This window comes from Ancylomarina salipaludis, from assembly GCF_004122035.1.
Taxonomy (GTDB): Bacteria; Bacteroidota; Bacteroidia; order Bacteroidales; family Marinifilaceae; genus Ancylomarina; species Ancylomarina salipaludis.
Genome location: NZ_SAXA01000002.1, coordinates 250,607 through 267,246, shown reverse-complemented (window position 1 = coordinate 267,246; position 16,640 = coordinate 250,607). Strand labels below are relative to the sequence as shown.

Here is a 16,640-nt window from a genome sequence, read left to right as displayed (position 1 = left end):
GTCTACAAGTTATTCCATTTTAAATAACAGGAATCACTGATTGGGTTAATTAATGGCTTTTACAGATTCTGATATCGTGATAATATCAGTTCTTTGTACCGAAGAGATAATAAAATACCCAAGGGCATCATCATCGAGTGTTTTACCTCCTATCCGCTTGACATTGCTTCGCAAAGGCGCAGGTGGTGGTGAAAACTGAGTTCCTTCATTATCTCTTTGCTCCTCAGCCAAACGCAAAAAGTCGTAAACCCCTCTTGCAATAACATGTTGCTTGATAAAATACCGTTCTCCCTGCATGACATTCAAATCAAATTGTGTTTCAGATTCCCCTACCGAGGTATAAACATTACTCCCAAAGAGTAAATTTGAATAGGAGTAAGAATAAGTCACTTCTTTGGGATTTTCCGGATCACTCCAGTCTGTATACGATTCTATTTTATACAACTCCCAACAGAAATAAAAATCCCCCTCGTCAACATACTTGGGTTCAAAATTAACGTAATAGCCTTCATCCTCATCTATCGAACTATTGGCATCCCTATACTCAACAAAGATTTTCGGAGCATAGATATAATCAGTGACCTCCTGACTTGTTGATTCGTATTCCTGACCATCTGCAGTTTTAATATACAAGGTATAGGATGTATTCATCTCCAAATTTTTCCGAAGCTCATAACGCCCTTTTTTTTCATCTGCAACTTCTTTACCCAAATTTGGATCGTAAACCAATGGTACGGTATAAGTCATTGAAAAGGCATTGCCTTTATTGTCCTTCAAAATCACCTGAGCATCCTTAACAACTGGATAATCTTTTGTCTCAAAATAGGGAATGGATTGGGTCAGACGCACCTTTTGCAGACGCTCCCCTCCATCTTCATCAGGTTCGCTGGACAACCAGCCATCCACTACAAGCTTAGAGCCAACCGATGGAAGATCCAATTCAATCTGCTTTTCACATCCCGTTAGGATAATAAAAGCAAGTACGACTAAGTGTATATATTTTCTTTGCATTTCTTTAATCTCCATTATTTGTGACTAAAAGCTAAAATTATAAGTAATCGTAGGAACAGGTTTTCCTATAATCGCAAACTGCCAGGCTTCAGTACGGTTTCCCTTTTGGCTTCCGGCCCAATTATCTTCACTCTCTTTAAAGTAAACCGAATAGGCATTCTGTCTGCTGTAAAGGTTAGTGATTCCAAAGTTCCAACTTCCCTGCCAGCTCTGATTCGCCCGTTTCTTTTTACACTTGTAGGTAAAAGATAAATCCAATCGGTGATATGCTGATATACGCGCACCATTTCGATTGATATAATGCGCATAGGTATTATCCTGAAACTCGTATTTTCCATAAGGATAGGTTGCCGGACGACCACTCATCAAAATAAAGTTGGTTGCAACCGACCATCTGTCGCTCAAATCGTAATTCGCAACCACTTTTAAATCGTGTGTTTTGTCGTAATCCGCAGGAAAATAGTCCCCATTATTAATCATAGTACTTGGGAAAATTTCGCCAGTCTCATTATTCATCAAACCCGCTACTTTCTTCTCTGTTCTCGATAAGGTATAAGCAATCCATCCCGTCAAACGGCCCTCTTTTTTACGGACACTAAATTCCAGTCCATAAGCTCTGCCTTGTGCGTCGAGCAACTCGGTTTCAATGGTATTGTTTAGCAACAAGTGAGCGCCATATTTGTATTCCACCAAATCGTAAAATTTCTTGTAATAAGCTTCAACCGAAGTTTCAAACATATTATTTCCAAGATTGTGAAAATAACCCAAAGCTATCTGATCAACCTTAGCAGGTTTGATATGCTTGCCTGTTGGCACCCAAATATCAAGTGGTGTGGGTGCCGTAGTATTTGAAATACGGTGCAAATATTGGCATGTTCTGTTATAACTTGCCTTTATCGAATTCACATCGCTAAGCGCATACTTAATAGCCAGTCGGGGTTCGAAATTGAAGTAATTCTTAATAATCTCATTTTTGCCATACTTCTTAAATCCCGTTACGCTGGACTTTTCCTTTGGAACACCACTTTGGTAAGTGTAGACTGTTTGATCACCCAAACTTGAAAAATTGGATAGCCTTAAACCATATTGCAAAGTCAGATTGCTGCCAATATTTTGCTCTACTGCGGCATAAGCTGATGATTCGAGTCCGTAGCCTTTTTCGAGTTTATTCGACTCGATAATAGATCCCTTTACAGGATTCAACTCACCCGGATTAAAAATGTAATAGGTCGTCCCAAAACCAAAATTATATTTCAAATCAGGATTGGGGAAATAAGAAAAATCTGCCTTTAGATTCATGTTTTTGATACTGGAAATCCATTCAAAACCCAAACTCCCCTCAGGCACACTAATTGAATAATCGAAATTACTATAAATGGCTGTAAAATTCGAAAAGAGCTTTTTGTTGAAAAGATGATTCCAGCGAATGGTGCCCGTTGTATTTCCCCAATGGGAATCGAATTCCTTACCAAACTTAAACACATCGTTACCAAAATAACCCGAGATAAAAAGACGGTTGTTATCGTTGAATTTATGGTTTATTTTGGCATTCAAATCATAAAAGTAAACCGTATTATCCTTCATGTCAGGATTCATACGAAGCAACACATCGGCATAAGAACGTCTACCAGCCAACATAAAAGAGGTTTTATCCTTTTTAATGGGCCCTTCAAGTGTCAGTCGACTGCTAACAATACCAATCCCCCCACTTCCTGAAAAACGTTTGCTGTTCCCCTCTTTCTGACGCACATCCAATACCGAAGACAATCGACCGCCATACTGAGCAGGAATACCACCCTTGTACAATTGAAAATCCCTAACAGCATCGCCATTAAATACTGAGAAAAAACCAAAAAGGTGAGCCGAATTAAAAACCGGTGCCTCATCCAAAAGAATCAAGTTTTGATCGGTACCTCCACCCCGGACATTAAAACCGGTGCTACCTTCGCCAACCGATGTCACACCAGGTAACATCTGCAAGGTTTTGATAATATCAACCTCACCCAGAAAATGAGGCAATTTTTTAACGATACTGACCGGCAAACGCTCAACGCTCATCTGCACCGAAGACACATTCTGATCCTTCTTGGCAGCCGTAACCGTTACATCCTTCAGTTTAATACCATCGGCATTCAACTCAATATTTACAGTGGTATTTTTATTCAAATCAATATCCCTGAGAACAGGCGAATAACCAATAAAGCTAAACAAAACCTTATATTTCCCGGGAGCCAGTGATAAAGAGAAAAAACCATACTCGTTGGTTGCCGTCCCTACCATAAGATCCTGAATACTTACTGTAGCACCAATTAGGGCTTCACCATTTGAGCCATCTTTGATATACCCACTCAGCGTTTGTTTTTCCTGCGCCCGTAACTCACTACCAACAAATCCTGAAAAGAGGAAAAGGAGCAGCATTAAACCAATAGTCTTCTTCATAAAACCAATTATAGATAACATTTTAAGATTCTAAATGTAATGACATCTGATAAATTGCGAACACGTATTCGAAAAGATAAAAAACATATAAAATTCTTACATCTGTTTTCAACAAGTTAAAATCGTGGGATTGTATTGCCTGACTATTAAATAAAAAAGGCCATCCATAAGGACGGCCTTCAATTTTATAATAGATATAAATGAGATTTAATTCTCACTTTTATCGAATCTAGTTTTCACCACCTTCGAATTTTCCAGCTGCAAGAAAATCAATTGCTGCTTCGATATCCTTGTACATCACTCTGTCTTTATCATTAAAAGAGACAGCCGTTCTGAATTCTTCAAGGAATGACTCAAGGAATGGCGATGATTTGCCCGGACGACGTAAATCTACAGCCTGAGCTGCATTCATCAACTCGATAGCAAAAATACGCTCTACGTTATCAGCCACCAACAACGACTTAGTTGCTGCGTTACCACCCATACTCACGTGATCTTCCTGTTCGTTTGAAGAAGGAATGGAATCAACTGAACATGGTGTACACAATTGCTTGTTCTGACTTACAATAGAAGCCGCTGCATACTGAGGAATCATAAATCCTGAATTCAATCCTGAATCAGAAATCAAGAACTCAGGAAGGTCTCTGTCACCGGAAATCAAACGGTAAGTTCTACGCTCCGAAATACTACCAAGCTCTGCCAATGCAATACAAAGGAAATCAAGTACCAATGCCAATGGCTGACCATGGAAGTTACCACCTGACAAGATCATATCCTCTTCGATAAAGATTGTTGGGTTATCAGTTACCGAATTGATTTCAGTTTCTACAACGCTGGCAACATAGTTGATAGCATCTTTTGACGCACCATGAACCTGAGGCATACAACGGAATGAATATGGATCCTGAACATTCTTCTTTTCTCTAACGATAAACTCACTACCTTCAAGAAGGGTACGAATGTTACGAGCGGTTTCAATTTGTCCGTTGTGTGGACGCGCTTCGTGAATTGGAGCTAAGAATGGATCGATTCGTCCATCGTAACCTTCCAATGAAATCGCACCAATAATATCAGAATACTTCACCAATTTGAAAGCCTTAAGCAAAGCATAAACAGCATGCGAGCTCATGAACTGAGTACCGTTCAATAAAGCTAAACCTTCTTTAGCACCCAATTTGATAGGTTCCCAACCAAACATATTCAAAATTTCAGCAGAAGGACGGATTTCATCTTCGTAAATCACTTCACCTTCACCAAATAATGGTAAGAATAAGTTAGCCAAAGGAGCCAAATCACCTGAAGCACCCAATGATCCTAAATGACGAACCACAGGAAGCACATCGCTGTTGTACATATCGATGATACGCTGAACAGTTTCAAGCTGAACACCTGATTTACCCATAGAAAGTGCGTGAGCCTTTAATAAAAGCATCAAACGAATCACATCTTCAGGAATAACATTACCCAAGCTGCAAGCATGAGACATAACCAGGTTAGATTGAAGCTGACTTAAATCCTCTTCAGGAATAGAAATCTTACAAAGCGATCCAAAACCAGTTGTAATACCATAAATTGGCTTTTCAGACTTGGCAATTGTATCATCAAGGTAAGCTTTACAGTCAAGAATCAACTTCTTTGATTCCTCAGATAATTCAAGCTTATATCCGTTTTCAAGAATTTCTTCAATTTTGGAGAACGTTAGTCTCTCCGGGCTAATAAAATGTGTGTTAGACATGTTGTGTTATGTATTTTTGTTGTTTAATTTTTAGAATCATATTAAATAAAAAGTGGGCGTACAAAGTCATAAGAGAATAGCTCTTGCAACTTGAAGCTTTGTACATAAAAACTCAGGGGCAACGGATATCTCCCCCTATTGTTTCTACCGCTCTATCTTGTAATAGTTTATATATCATTATAAGATTTTAATAAACAGATTCATACGAAACACAAAAAGACGGGTTTATTTTTTAAACATGAAATAAACCGCCAACATTATAAAAACAAACGAAATAATATGGTTTAACCTAAAACTTTCAGTCTTAAAAACAATAATTGTAAAAGCTGCAAATATCACTAAAGTAATCAGCTCCTGAATCACTTTTAACTGTAATAACGTAAAAGGTCCGCCATTTCCTTTAAAACCAATTTTATTTGCCGGTACTTGAAACATGTATTCAAACAATGCAATACCCCAGCTAATAAATATTATCGAAATAAAACCCAGTTTATTAAACCATTTCCATTCCGCAAATTTCAAATGCCCATACCATGCAAGGGTCATGAATGTATTGGACATAACTAGCAATGCTATCGTAACAAGCCCTTTCATTTGGATCGATAAAAGTTATCTTAATTTATCGATCAAGGCATCGGGGCTCAGCTTCACTTGCTCACCCGACTCCATATCTTTAAGACTCACAAGTCCTTCTTCAATTTCCGTTTCTCCAACCATGATCACAAACGGAATATGCTTATCATTAGCATAGGTCATTTGCTTTTTCATTTTTGCAGATTCAGGGAAAATTTCTGCTTTTACGCCATTGGCTCTCAACTTAGCTAAGATAGGCAAACAGTATTTTTCTTCTTTCTCACCAAAGTTCACAAACATCACTTTGGTTGTATTAACAGTTTCAGCCGGAAAACGATTCATTTGTTCCAACACATCGTAAATACGATCGGCACCAAACGAAATCCCCACACCTGACACATCCTTCAATCCGAAAATACCCGTCAGGTCGTCGTAACGACCACCACCTGTAATACTTCCGAATTCCATATCTTTTGATTTCACTTCGAAAATGGCACCGGTATAATAGTTCAAGCCACGAGCAAGCGTTAGGTCTAACTCAACCTCAGTGCTCACATCCAAATCATTCAGATAATCGAAAACCGTTTCCAGTTCTTCAATCCCCTTCATTCCCACTTCGGATGCCGATAGAATTTCCTTAAGCTTGTTCAACTTGTCGGCATTGCTTCCTGACAAAAGAATAATAGGCTGAAGCGTATCAATGGCCGCTTGTGGAATGCCTTTTTCAAACATTTCCTTGTTCACATTCTCCAAACCAATTTTATCCAGCTTGTCAATAGCAACCGTAATGTCGATGATTCTTTCAGCCTCGCCAATAATTTCGGCAATACCTGCCAAAACCTTGCGGTTATTCAGTTTCACAAGCACATTAAGATTCAATCGATTGTAAACCTGATCAACAATCTGAATTAACTCAACTTCATTCAAAAGAGAATTGCTACCCACCACATCAACATCACACTGATAAAATTCGCGATAACGTCCCTTTTGCGGACGATCGGCACGCCAAACAGGCTGAATTTGGTAACGCTTAAATGGAAAAGAAATTTCATTACGATGCTGCACAACGTAACGTGCAAAAGGCACAGTCAGGTCATAACGCAGTCCTTTATCACTAATCTTTGTTGTTAGTTTATTTGAATTTTTAGCCATCAAGTCTTCATCTCTCACCTTAGAGATGTAATCTCCCGAATTTAAAACCTTAAACAACAACTTATCGCCTTCTTCGCCATATTTCCCCGTGAGGGTCGATAAATTTTCCATCGATGGCGTTTCGATAGGCATAAAACCATACAGTTGAAACACCTCTTTAATGGTATCGAATATGTAATTTCGTTTCACCATTTCAACAGGTGAGAAATCTCTCGTTCCCTTAGGAATTGACGGTTTTTGAGCCATTTCTTTTCTTTTATTTGATTAATGTTCTCTTTTGATATGAATTTAAACCTCAATCATCCACTTTAGACCAGACACTCAAAAGACCCAAAAGCCCGCTGGTGCTGAAAATATGAGTCTTAACCGGGTATTCATATTGTGCTACAAAAATATCAATTATTTTCAGAGTTCCCAGCCTTTGGTTAAAAGCTCTTTCACGACACTTTAAAGCAAAAAAAAGTATCAGAAAACTGATACTTACCTCATATTAAATTACGAACGGTTAACCCGTCGGAAAATATTAGCAAAAAAGTCGAGCAACATGCCCAGTATCAACGGATAATACCAAACTTTCGATTCGAATCCCATAAGCAGAACAACCGAACTGATAAATAAAACATTCACCGTAGTTTTGGTATATTCAAACAAGGCCCAGGTACTGATACCCTGCTTTATTAATAAGAAAAGCTGCACAAAAGCATAAGTCAGTAATCCGACTGACAATATGATATTGCCATAGGAAAGATGATTGTACAAACGGTAACCACCAATAAAGATTAAAGCCAATCCGATAAAATAGATCAGCTTAAAAGTTGAAAAAGAAGACATAAAAATGATGTGATGATGTGTTAATTTGATAATGTACTCGTTATGAGCAAAGTTTAAACATATTTGCTAAGTCGAATCGAAGCGCTATTGAATAAACTTAATACTCATTGGATATTCAAACTCTTCGTCGTTTAGAGTTTTTACTACTGCCATAATAACAAAGATGAGTTGTAAAAGGCCCAGTATGGCCAAAAACAAGATACCAACAAGTAAAAAGACCAGAACACCTGCAGCAAACATATAAAGCGTAAACGAGATCTGGAAATTTAAAGCCTTTTTCCCTTCGCGATCAACCAGGGCCGAACTATCCTTGCGCATGCTCCATAAAATAAGAGGCACAATAATATGTCCCAATGGAATAAAATAAGCCAAGCCACCTAAATGGCAAAACATCGCCCAATTTCTCTCTTCGTGTGGCGTTCTAAAATACGTCATGCTTTTCTGTTTTTAAATTACTTTATGTCAAAATTACAAAAACAAAGGGAAGAAAACCAATCCGGCTCTTTCCCTTCATAAAACTTATTTTCTTATAACTAATAAATAACTAAAAATTCGATTTAAAATCTAAATCAATAATTTCAACAGAAAATGTATTATCAATTAGATTTTTGAATTTTAATTCAAGCTCGTCGTATTCTTTTCCATAATCACTTAAAGCTTTCTCCTTTCTTAGTCGATCAGTAGCTTTTGATATTATACGGTCAAAAGATAAAAAAATCTTATATGAAGAATACCCCGAGCTTTTCAAAGTTACACAAGCTGAATCTTTGTGATTTTTCACATATTTATAGACAATTTCAGGCAGATTATCTAAGAGTAAATTACCATCATTCACTATTAATTTGTTTTCTGCATCAAGAAATACACGTAAAGCATGCTCCGGGATATGAGTTTCTTGCTTAGGGTACGGAACAACATCAGCGGTTATGGCGAATGTACACATTGCCATCATTTTGTAATAATCATGTTCAAAATCTTGAACTGTTAACACTTTCGTTATTGCCTTTGCTATAAATCCAGGATGCATTGTGTTACATTGTACCAAGGAATCCATTGCCTTATCTAATAAATATTGTCTTGATTTCTTGTAATCCAAATCACACCTTTTTTTTATTGCTTCATTAGGACCACGTAAAATACTAAGTATCTTCTTAAAGCCAATACTAGTATCTTTAGCATGATATTTAATCGTATCCAGAAAATTATATTCAAAATAATTATTCACTCGACCCTCATCGGCAATCCTTTTATAAATTCGATAATAACTAGATCCACTATCATCCTTCAAAAAACCGGAGGTTAATAAGAATTTCTTAAACTCAGTGTATTCATGTTCTAAATCAAGACCATTATCCCTCCCTGATTCATATATTCTGTTCAATATCTGTTCCTCTACCTTATAATCTTGTCTGTGACAAGCATTTAAAACTAAACTTAATAGTATTACTAAAATTATTCTCATAGTTATACACATTAAAAGAATCAAGGCAAATAATTTACCTTGATTCTTAATTTAAATATTTCCTTACACATTACACTTCCTCATCTACCTTTTAAAATACATCAAAGAGTTCTTCTTCCTTTATCATATCTTTAATAACAGCATTACTAGTATCGATATTTAAATCTCTTACTATTAAACTGCTTAAAACCCGAAAGTATGAACCATTTAGTCATTTTCCTGAGTTTTTATGATTTTCCATTAATGTTTGAATATTCTTTAATGTAAATAAGGTAGCAATGTAATTTTTTCCTTTAAAATTAACCTGCACATCAATATTGTTATTGTAGATATCTCTAATTTAATCAATTATAGTTATATAAAATTCTTTCATCTCTAGAATATTTTTATAGTGGTTATCACAAGTCATAGACTTGCAATATTAAGGGGGGAGTCCAATGCAATACTAAACTCAATCTATCTAGTTTTATTATATAACCGTCTAACTTTTTGGGGTCACTTCATTACTCGGGCTTTATTTCTCTATAAGAAGTAATACAATAAGAGGTAAATAAAAAAACTAGCTCCAAGGATTCGAAAGATAATATTAACTATTTTACTTTTATTTACAGCACTCAATATAACAAGTCCAAACAAAATATAAGAATACCATCCATTTAGTTCAATTAACTTATTTAATGGATTAATGATATATAGAATTACTAATCCAGCAATTAAAATTGCAGATAATATATTTAATTTATGTTTTTTCATGGTAAATAATTTTGGCCGTAGGTTCCATATACCATTCCCGTAGCTGCATCTATTAAAGTTGTGCAGCTTTCAATGTGTAAATAACCATTAAAGTCTTGCACTGACTCTGTATATCTCATAATCAGCCCCTGCCTACCTCCTGGATTGTTATTATACCTATGTAGTATATTTGCTCTAGTCCAGTCTTCCAGCTGCATAGACATTTGAATTAATAATAGAGGTGAGCTATAAACAGAAGGAATACCAGGCTTATTAGAAGCATTTCTAACAATATCATATATAGCAAAGCCCCAGGTTGAAACTACAAGTCCCTTTGGTGAAACTGATTGTGAGAAGATATTTATCACTTCTTTATCAAGAACAAAAATATCACCTTTATTAACATCTTCTGAATATAGTTTCTCAGGAAACACACCCTCACTCGAGTTTTTCATTAAATCCAAATAAACCACCTCCAAAGCATCATATATTTCAGCTCTTTGTAGTTTTGTCAAGTCTGGTTTTTGAAGTAAAGTTGAAAATATTTTGGCAAGCTCAGCTTGTTCATGTATTCTCAAATATTGAAGATGAATGAGAACTTTCCTATTTTGATCCATAGGTAAACCGTTCGAACCAATATCATTATTATTTGTATTAGCAGTACTAGAGCCTCCTCTATCGTCATCATCATCATATAGATAATTTGTTCTATCGTTAGATGTTCCTCTATTATAATTGATATATCGTCCGCTATTCTCAAGGAACCATAAATCTGACATTAGATTTTTACTTCCCGCATCGCCGACAACTTTAACTTCTTTTAATAGATTTGGGAAATTTCCAGGTTCTTTTTCATCTTCAATCCCTTCACCACTTTTTGTTCCTGTTTTTAAACCTTTTGCATATTGATCAATCACGGTTTCTCCCACCAATTCATTATTCATATAAAAATAGCTATGTAATGGGAGGTTATCAGCACTATAAATTGTTAAAATACCTGTAAAATTAACTTTTGAATCTACATCAAGATTTTCAATGTCATCAACATTGCTATACACATAGGCTCTCTCAACAATATAATTAAACCGCTTATCCCCATCTTTCACATAAACCATTCTCCTATCAGAAAACCTATCCTCCGACTTCATAAAAAAAGTGACTCTTTCCTTATCGTCTTCCATATCGAGTAACCACGGGTATCCCAAATCAACTTTATCATTAACCGATTTGGTGCTGGAACCCATAATATCATTCACTATAGGATCATTTGCATTTAATAACTGAAGATTAGTAAACTCACTTGATTTCTCTTGTTTATCCTGATACAGTTCTTCTTTTTGACACCCTACTGTTAAAAATAATAAACAGATTAGAATGACTTCAATTTTCCTTCTCATAAATAATGTTTTAAAATTGTAATTAGAATTAAGTCATATTTGATTTGTGAAATATGGCTCCCTCCTTAATTCCCTTTTTTAACAAAAAGTAACCCGGTAAAATACATTATTTATGAATAATATATTCAACTGTATGATAACAACACAATTATATCAATTCATTTATAAACTACACTTGATCTTATCTCAATAACAAAATTTGCATTCAAAAAAAGATGAAACAAGAATCTTATCATTGTTTATTCAAAGTCTCGACTAAGCTTAGGGCAAGGCTTGGAGGTTTAACCAAGGGTTCAACTAACATTAATTGGAGCTTTAGAGGTTTAACCATGAGAACAAATAGCACTAGGTTTAGGTTTGAAGGTTTAACCAAATACAAAAACAGCCTCAGTTGGAGACTTGGGTGTTTACCCAAAGCTTCACCTAAGACTGAGTTAAGGCTTGGAGGTTTAACCAAACCATCATTTAGAATTTTAATGATTTTAGAACATAACCAACACTACTGCTTGTCATAAAAATTATACAAATATTTTTTTTCTTCTAAATAAAAGTTATTAAATTCATTAACGATAACATATTTATAATCAACACAATTTACAATTTGAACGATCAAAATCATTAATCAACACTTCTAAATTTAAGAAAATGATACCAAAACTAATTTCTCAAAGTCGTACAACCGAAGTCGATACGGCATCGGATAATTTATTAGCAGCCTATAAAAAAGGCTCATGGGATAATGATGCTTATCTGGTAACAATTTTTACTGAGTTGGAGACCGAATCGAATCAACTTACTACTGCAATTAATCGCAGTAAGGCTGAATCGAATTTGGACAAGAAAGATGTGGCGAGAGATGAAAATGTAAAAGCATTGAATTACCTGCTGGTTGGTTCAATTCACCATCCGGATACGACCATAAAAACAGCAGCAGAAAATTTGTTTGTTGTTTTTTCGAAGTATGGTTTAAAAATGACGCAAGCGAGCTATTCCACAGAATCGGCACTTATCGATTCCTTACTCGAAGACCTGGCTGCAAACAAACTCCAGGCTGATATTGCTGCCGTGTCGGGCTGTGCAGAAATTATCTCTAAACTGCAAGCCACTCAAAATGATTTTAAAAGCACTTATTTTGCCTGGGAGGAGAAAAAAGCACAAGAAGGACTTACCCTATGTGCAACAGATATAAAACGAAAAGTACTGTCAACGGTAAACGAAAAAATAGTGGTGTACTTAAATGGCATGAGACAGGCAAATGAAGCCCTCTATGGTGAATTGGCTCAAACCGTTTCGCAAATTATCAGCGACAATAACGAAGCAGTTAAAAAGAGACGCAAAAAGGAAGAAGTAGAACCTGAATTATCAATTGACGAATAAACAAAAAAACAATTACTTACAGCTACATAGCAAATATAAAAGGTGAAAGCTCAATCATGAAGCTTTCACCTTTTATTCCTTTAGTCTGCAAGCAGTTTTTTATATCGAATACGCTTAGGCCCTTCATCGCCCAGTCGTTTCTTTTTATTGATCTCGTAGTCGCTGTAACCCCCTTCGAAGAAATGCACATGAGAATTTCCTTCAAAAGCCAGAATATGCGTCGCAATTCGGTCGAGGAACCAACGGTCGTGAGAAATAACCACGGCACAACCTGCGAAACTTTCCAAACCTTCTTCAAGGGCACGAAGCGTGTTCACATCAATATCATTGGTTGGCTCATCGAGTAACAGAACGTTAGCTTCTTCTTTTAGCGTTAAAGCCAGGTGCAAGCGGTTACGCTCACCTCCTGAAAGCACTCCGCATTTCTTTTCCTGATCGGCTCCGGTAAAGTTAAAACGACCAACATAGGCACGGGCATTGATGGTGCGTCCACCAACATTAATCAAATCGCCACCGCCTGAAATCACTTCGTAAACCGATTTCTCAGGATCGATATCAGCATGTTGCTGATCGACGTATCCTACTTTTACAGTTTCACCCACTTTAAAGGTTCCCTTATCGGGCTGTTCAAGGCCCATAATCATTCTGAAAAGTGTGGTTTTACCCGCACCATTGGGACCTATGACACCCACAATACCTGCCGGTGGCAATTCGAATTCCAAATCTTCGTACAAGAGTTTTGAATCGAAACCTTTTGATACGCCCTGAACCTGAATAACCTTGTTACCCAAACGAGGACCATTAGGGATGAAGATTTCCAGCTTTTCTTCCTTTTGCTTTAAATCTTCGTTCATCATATTATCGTAGGCATTCAAACGCGCCTTACTTTTAGCCTGACGCGCTTTAGGCGACATACGCACCCACTCCAGCTCGCGCTCAAGGGTTTTACGGCGCTTACTAGCCGTTTTCTCTTCCATGGCCATACGTTGGGTCTTCTGATCCAACCATGAGCTGTAATTCCCTTTCCATGGAATTCCCTCGCCACGGTCAAGTTCAAGAATCCATCCCGCCACATTATCCAAAAAGTAACGGTCGTGAGTGATACTGATTACAGTTCCTTTATACTGTGCCAGGTGTTGCTCCAACCATTCAACCGATTCGGCATCCAAATGGTTAGTCGGCTCATCAAGAAGTAGAATGTCCGGCTCTTGCAATAACAAGCGACAAAGAGCTACACGACGGCGCTCTCCTCCTGATAAATGCTTAACCAAAGCATCCCCTTCAGGACAACGCAGCGCATCCATTGCTCGCTCAAGCTTGGTGTCCAGATTCCAGGCATCAAAATGATCGATTTTTTCCTGAAGATCAGCCTGCTCATCCATTACGGCTTGCATCTTGTCCGGATCTTCCAATACATCAGGATCAGCAAACTTTAAATTCACGGCTTCGTAAGCTGCCAGGCAATCTACAATCTCCTGAACACCTTCTTCAACAATTTCTCTTACTGTTTTAGCATCATCCAATTCGGGTTCCTGAGCCAAATAACCAATGTTGTGATCTTTAGACCAAACCACATGCCCATCAAATGAAGGTTCGATACCTGCTATAATTTTAAGCAAAGTAGACTTACCCGATCCGTTTAAACCAATGATACCGATCTTTGCTCCATAGAAAAAAGAAAGATTGATATTATTCAATACTTTTTTCTGCGATGAAAAGGTTTTACTAACCCGATCCATCGAAAAGATAATCTTCTTATCGTCTGCCATCTATTTATATTTTTTTTCTATTTCAAAATTTGATTCAACTGATAATGCCAATCAATCCATATCCTTGCCATTAGCCTATCAATCTCATACAAAAATAAAAAAACAAATGAAGGATCAATTCAAAAAAGACGGTAGAACTGCAAATAGAAAAATATTCAATAAAAGACGCCTAAAGCATTTGTAAAATATTATGAAAAGATTTTAAGCAATAAGATTTTAAATTATCATATAAATTCCTAATTTTAGTCAGTGATCAGTCTAAAATTAATTTCTAACTCGGCTATAAAAAATATATATGGAAAAATTCGAACGTGTTTGTTGGGAAGAGAATATCGATTCTTGTATTGTCGTTAAAACCGAAATAGAAAAAAGGAATATTCCAATGAAGGATGCTAAGATCTTATTATCGGAAGATAAGATTAGCAACAGTAAGACGATTGAAATTTATTTAAGATCGAGAGTCGGGAAAGTCGAAGTTGCAGAAAATGGCAAAGAGGCCGTTGAGATGTTTGCTAAGAACGAGTACGATATGATCCTAATGGATATACAAATGCCGATTATGGGAGGTATTGAAGCGGCTCAGCATATTAGGGAAATGGAAGCTGACAGAGATTATCGTGTCCCTATTATTGCATTTAGTGCCAACTACTTTTCATCGGATAAAGAAACCTCTATTGAAGTGGGGATGGATGCTTATATCTCAAAGCCATTTCAATCGAAAACCCTTTTCAATTTAATGCAGGAATACATCTAAAATTTTAATCATTATAACGCATAAAAAAAGGAGCCTTGAGGCTCCTTTTTTAATATAGTCCATGTGCTACTGATTAGCATCCGAAAATTGCATTCTCACCCAATTCCTCTTCAATACGAAGTAATTGGTTGTACTTAGCCATACGGTCAGAACGGCTCAATGAACCTGTTTTGATCTGTCCAGCGTTAGTTGCAACAGAAATGTCAGCGATAGTTGCATCTTCAGTTTCACCAGAACGGTGAGACGTTACTGAAGTATAACCCGCACGGTGAGCCATTTCAATAGCGTTTAAAGTCTCAGTTAAAGTACCAATTTGGTTTACCTTAATCAAGATAGAGTTAGCAGCCTTAAGCTCGATACCTTTAGCCAAATAATCAGTGTTAGTAACGAATAAATCGTCACCTACCAACTGACACTTGTCACCGATAAGGGCATTAAGAGCAACCCATCCATCCCAGTCACCTTCGTCCATACCATCTTCAATAGAATCGATAGGATACTTAGCGATCAATTCAGCAAGGTAAGCTGCTTGTTCTTCAGAGTTTCTCTTAGCCCCGTTAGGCTCAAAAATGCTGTAATCGTATACACCGTCTTTGTAGAACTCAGAAGAAGCACAATCCATAGCGATAGAAACATCACCACCATCTTCTTTACGACCTGGCTTGTAACCTGCATTTTTAATAGCAGTTAGAATACAGTCAATAGCCTCTTCTGTACCAGCCAACATTGGAGCGAAACCACCTTCATCACCAACTGCTGTAGAAAGACCTTTACCTTTAAGAACTTTAGCAAGAGCGTGAAATACTTCAGCACCCATACGTAAAGCCTCACGGAATGAAGGCGCACCAATAGGACGAATCATGAACTCCTGGAATGCGATAGTCGCATCAGAGTGAGATCCACCATTGATGATGTTCATCATTGGAACAGGAAGTACATTAGCGTTAGTACCACCAATGTAACGGTACAATGGCATACCAGAGTATAAAGCCGCAGCTTTAGCAGTAGCCAAAGAAACACCTAACATGGCATTTGCACCCAAGTTAGATTTAGTCTTTGTTCCGTCAAGAGCAATCATAGCTTTATCAATAGCAACCTGATCAGTTGCATCCATGCCAATTAAAGCCTTTGCAATAACGTTATTCACGTTATCAACAGCTTTTAACACACCTTTACCCAAGTAACGAGACTTATCGCCGTCACGAAGCTCTAAGGCTTCATTTTCACCAGTAGAAGCTCCTGAAGGAACACCGGCACGACCCATAAAACCACTAGCAAGAGTTACTTCAACTTCGATAGTAGGATTTCCACGTGAATCAAGAATCTCACGACCGTGAATGTTTACAATTTCTGACATAACTTACGGTATTAAAAATTATATAGTAATGATAGTATCTTATTTATTATC

Annotated in this window: 13 protein-coding genes; 2 read left to right on the top strand and 11 right to left on the bottom strand. The window is 37.0% G+C overall.

Annotated elements, in window-relative coordinates; translation table 11 throughout:
- Positions 1 to 45: 45 nt before the first annotated feature.
- The 9 genes from EO244_RS03450 to EO244_RS03410 all read right to left on the bottom strand — a co-directional run bounded on the left by EO244_RS03450 (position 46) and on the right by EO244_RS03410 (position 11,332).
- On the bottom strand, positions 46 to 1,011 hold the full coding sequence (locus tag EO244_RS03450) for a DUF4249 domain-containing protein (RefSeq protein ID WP_164977392.1): 966 nt from the start codon (positions 1,009 to 1,011) through the stop codon (positions 46 to 48).
- 24 nt (positions 1,012 to 1,035) lie between these two features.
- Positions 1,036 to 3,450, bottom strand: coding sequence for a TonB-dependent receptor (locus EO244_RS03445; RefSeq protein WP_129252956.1), 2,415 nt, complete (start codon positions 3,448 to 3,450; stop codon positions 1,036 to 1,038).
- A 229-nt stretch (positions 3,451 to 3,679) separates the two neighbouring features.
- Positions 3,680 to 5,185 (bottom strand): histidine ammonia-lyase, encoded by a 1,506-nt coding sequence (gene hutH, locus EO244_RS03440; RefSeq protein ID WP_129252954.1) that lies wholly within the window; start codon positions 5,183 to 5,185, stop codon positions 3,680 to 3,682.
- 225 nt (positions 5,186 to 5,410) lie between these two features.
- Positions 5,411 to 5,779, bottom strand: a complete 369-nt coding sequence (locus EO244_RS03435; protein ID WP_129252952.1) for a DMT family protein — start codon at positions 5,777 to 5,779, stop codon at positions 5,411 to 5,413.
- A gap of 15 nt (positions 5,780 to 5,794) precedes the next feature.
- Positions 5,795 to 7,156, bottom strand: coding sequence for a histidine--tRNA ligase (gene hisS, locus EO244_RS03430; protein ID WP_129252950.1), 1,362 nt, complete (start codon positions 7,154 to 7,156; stop codon positions 5,795 to 5,797).
- Between the two features lie 249 nt (positions 7,157 to 7,405).
- Positions 7,406 to 7,741, bottom strand: a complete 336-nt coding sequence (locus EO244_RS03425; protein ID WP_129252948.1) for a hypothetical protein — start codon at positions 7,739 to 7,741, stop codon at positions 7,406 to 7,408.
- Positions 7,742 to 7,825: 84 nt separating this feature from the next.
- Complete coding sequence (locus tag EO244_RS03420; RefSeq protein WP_129252946.1) at positions 7,826 to 8,176, bottom strand: DUF4870 domain-containing protein; 351 nt, start codon at positions 8,174 to 8,176, stop codon at positions 7,826 to 7,828.
- 109 nt (positions 8,177 to 8,285) lie between these two features.
- On the bottom strand, positions 8,286 to 9,203 hold the full coding sequence (locus EO244_RS03415) for a hypothetical protein (protein WP_129252945.1): 918 nt from the start codon (positions 9,201 to 9,203) through the stop codon (positions 8,286 to 8,288).
- Between the two features lie 749 nt (positions 9,204 to 9,952).
- Positions 9,953 to 11,332, bottom strand: a complete 1,380-nt coding sequence (locus tag EO244_RS03410) for a hypothetical protein (protein WP_129252943.1) — start codon at positions 11,330 to 11,332, stop codon at positions 9,953 to 9,955.
- Between the two features lie 645 nt (positions 11,333 to 11,977).
- Between EO244_RS03410 and EO244_RS03405 the strand changes: the two genes are divergently transcribed.
- A complete protein-coding gene (locus EO244_RS03405) occupies positions 11,978 to 12,709 on the top strand; it encodes a DUF6261 family protein (protein ID WP_129252941.1) in 732 nt (243 codons plus the stop codon).
- 80 nt (positions 12,710 to 12,789) lie between these two features.
- On the opposite strand, the gene ettA is transcribed toward EO244_RS03405, so the two are convergent.
- Positions 12,790 to 14,478 (bottom strand): energy-dependent translational throttle protein EttA, encoded by a 1,689-nt coding sequence (ettA, locus tag EO244_RS03400; protein WP_129252939.1) that lies wholly within the window; start codon positions 14,476 to 14,478, stop codon positions 12,790 to 12,792.
- A 295-nt stretch (positions 14,479 to 14,773) separates the two neighbouring features.
- On the opposite strand from ettA, the gene EO244_RS03395 reads away from it, so the two are divergent.
- A complete protein-coding gene (locus tag EO244_RS03395; RefSeq protein ID WP_129252937.1) occupies positions 14,774 to 15,232 on the top strand; it encodes a response regulator in 459 nt (152 codons plus the stop codon).
- A 73-nt stretch (positions 15,233 to 15,305) separates the two neighbouring features.
- Here the strand turns inward: EO244_RS03395 and eno are convergent, their stop codons facing one another.
- Positions 15,306 to 16,589, bottom strand: a complete 1,284-nt coding sequence (eno, locus tag EO244_RS03390; RefSeq protein ID WP_129252935.1) for a phosphopyruvate hydratase — start codon at positions 16,587 to 16,589, stop codon at positions 15,306 to 15,308.
- Between the last annotated feature and the right edge of the window lie 51 nt (positions 16,590 to 16,640).

Excerpts from the sequence above, each read along its gene's own strand:
- EO244_RS03450 (WP_164977392.1), bottom strand. The coding sequence starts at position 1,011 with ATGCAAAGAAAATATATACACTTAGTCGTACTTGCTTTTATTATCCTA.
- EO244_RS03445 (WP_129252956.1), bottom strand. The coding sequence starts at position 3,450 with ATGAAGAAGACTATTGGTTTAATGCTGCTCCTTTTCCTCTTTTCAGGA.
- hutH (WP_129252954.1), bottom strand. The coding sequence starts at position 5,185 with ATGTCTAACACACATTTTATTAGCCCGGAGAGACTAACGTTCTCCAAA.
- EO244_RS03435 (WP_129252952.1), bottom strand. The coding sequence starts at position 5,779 with ATGAAAGGGCTTGTTACGATAGCATTGCTAGTTATGTCCAATACATTC.
- hisS (WP_129252950.1), bottom strand. The coding sequence starts at position 7,156 with ATGGCTCAAAAACCGTCAATTCCTAAGGGAACGAGAGATTTCTCACCT.
- EO244_RS03425 (WP_129252948.1), bottom strand. The coding sequence starts at position 7,741 with ATGTCTTCTTTTTCAACTTTTAAGCTGATCTATTTTATCGGATTGGCT.
- EO244_RS03420 (WP_129252946.1), bottom strand. The coding sequence starts at position 8,176 with ATGACGTATTTTAGAACGCCACACGAAGAGAGAAATTGGGCGATGTTT.
- EO244_RS03415 (WP_129252945.1), bottom strand. The coding sequence starts at position 9,203 with ATGAGAATAATTTTAGTAATACTATTAAGTTTAGTTTTAAATGCTTGT.
- EO244_RS03410 (WP_129252943.1), bottom strand. The coding sequence starts at position 11,332 with ATGAGAAGGAAAATTGAAGTCATTCTAATCTGTTTATTATTTTTAACA.
- EO244_RS03405 (WP_129252941.1), top strand. The coding sequence starts at position 11,978 with ATGATACCAAAACTAATTTCTCAAAGTCGTACAACCGAAGTCGATACG.
- ettA (WP_129252939.1), bottom strand. The coding sequence starts at position 14,478 with ATGGCAGACGATAAGAAGATTATCTTTTCGATGGATCGGGTTAGTAAA.
- EO244_RS03395 (WP_129252937.1), top strand. The coding sequence starts at position 14,774 with ATGGAAAAATTCGAACGTGTTTGTTGGGAAGAGAATATCGATTCTTGT.
- eno (WP_129252935.1), bottom strand. The coding sequence starts at position 16,589 with ATGTCAGAAATTGTAAACATTCACGGTCGTGAGATTCTTGATTCACGT.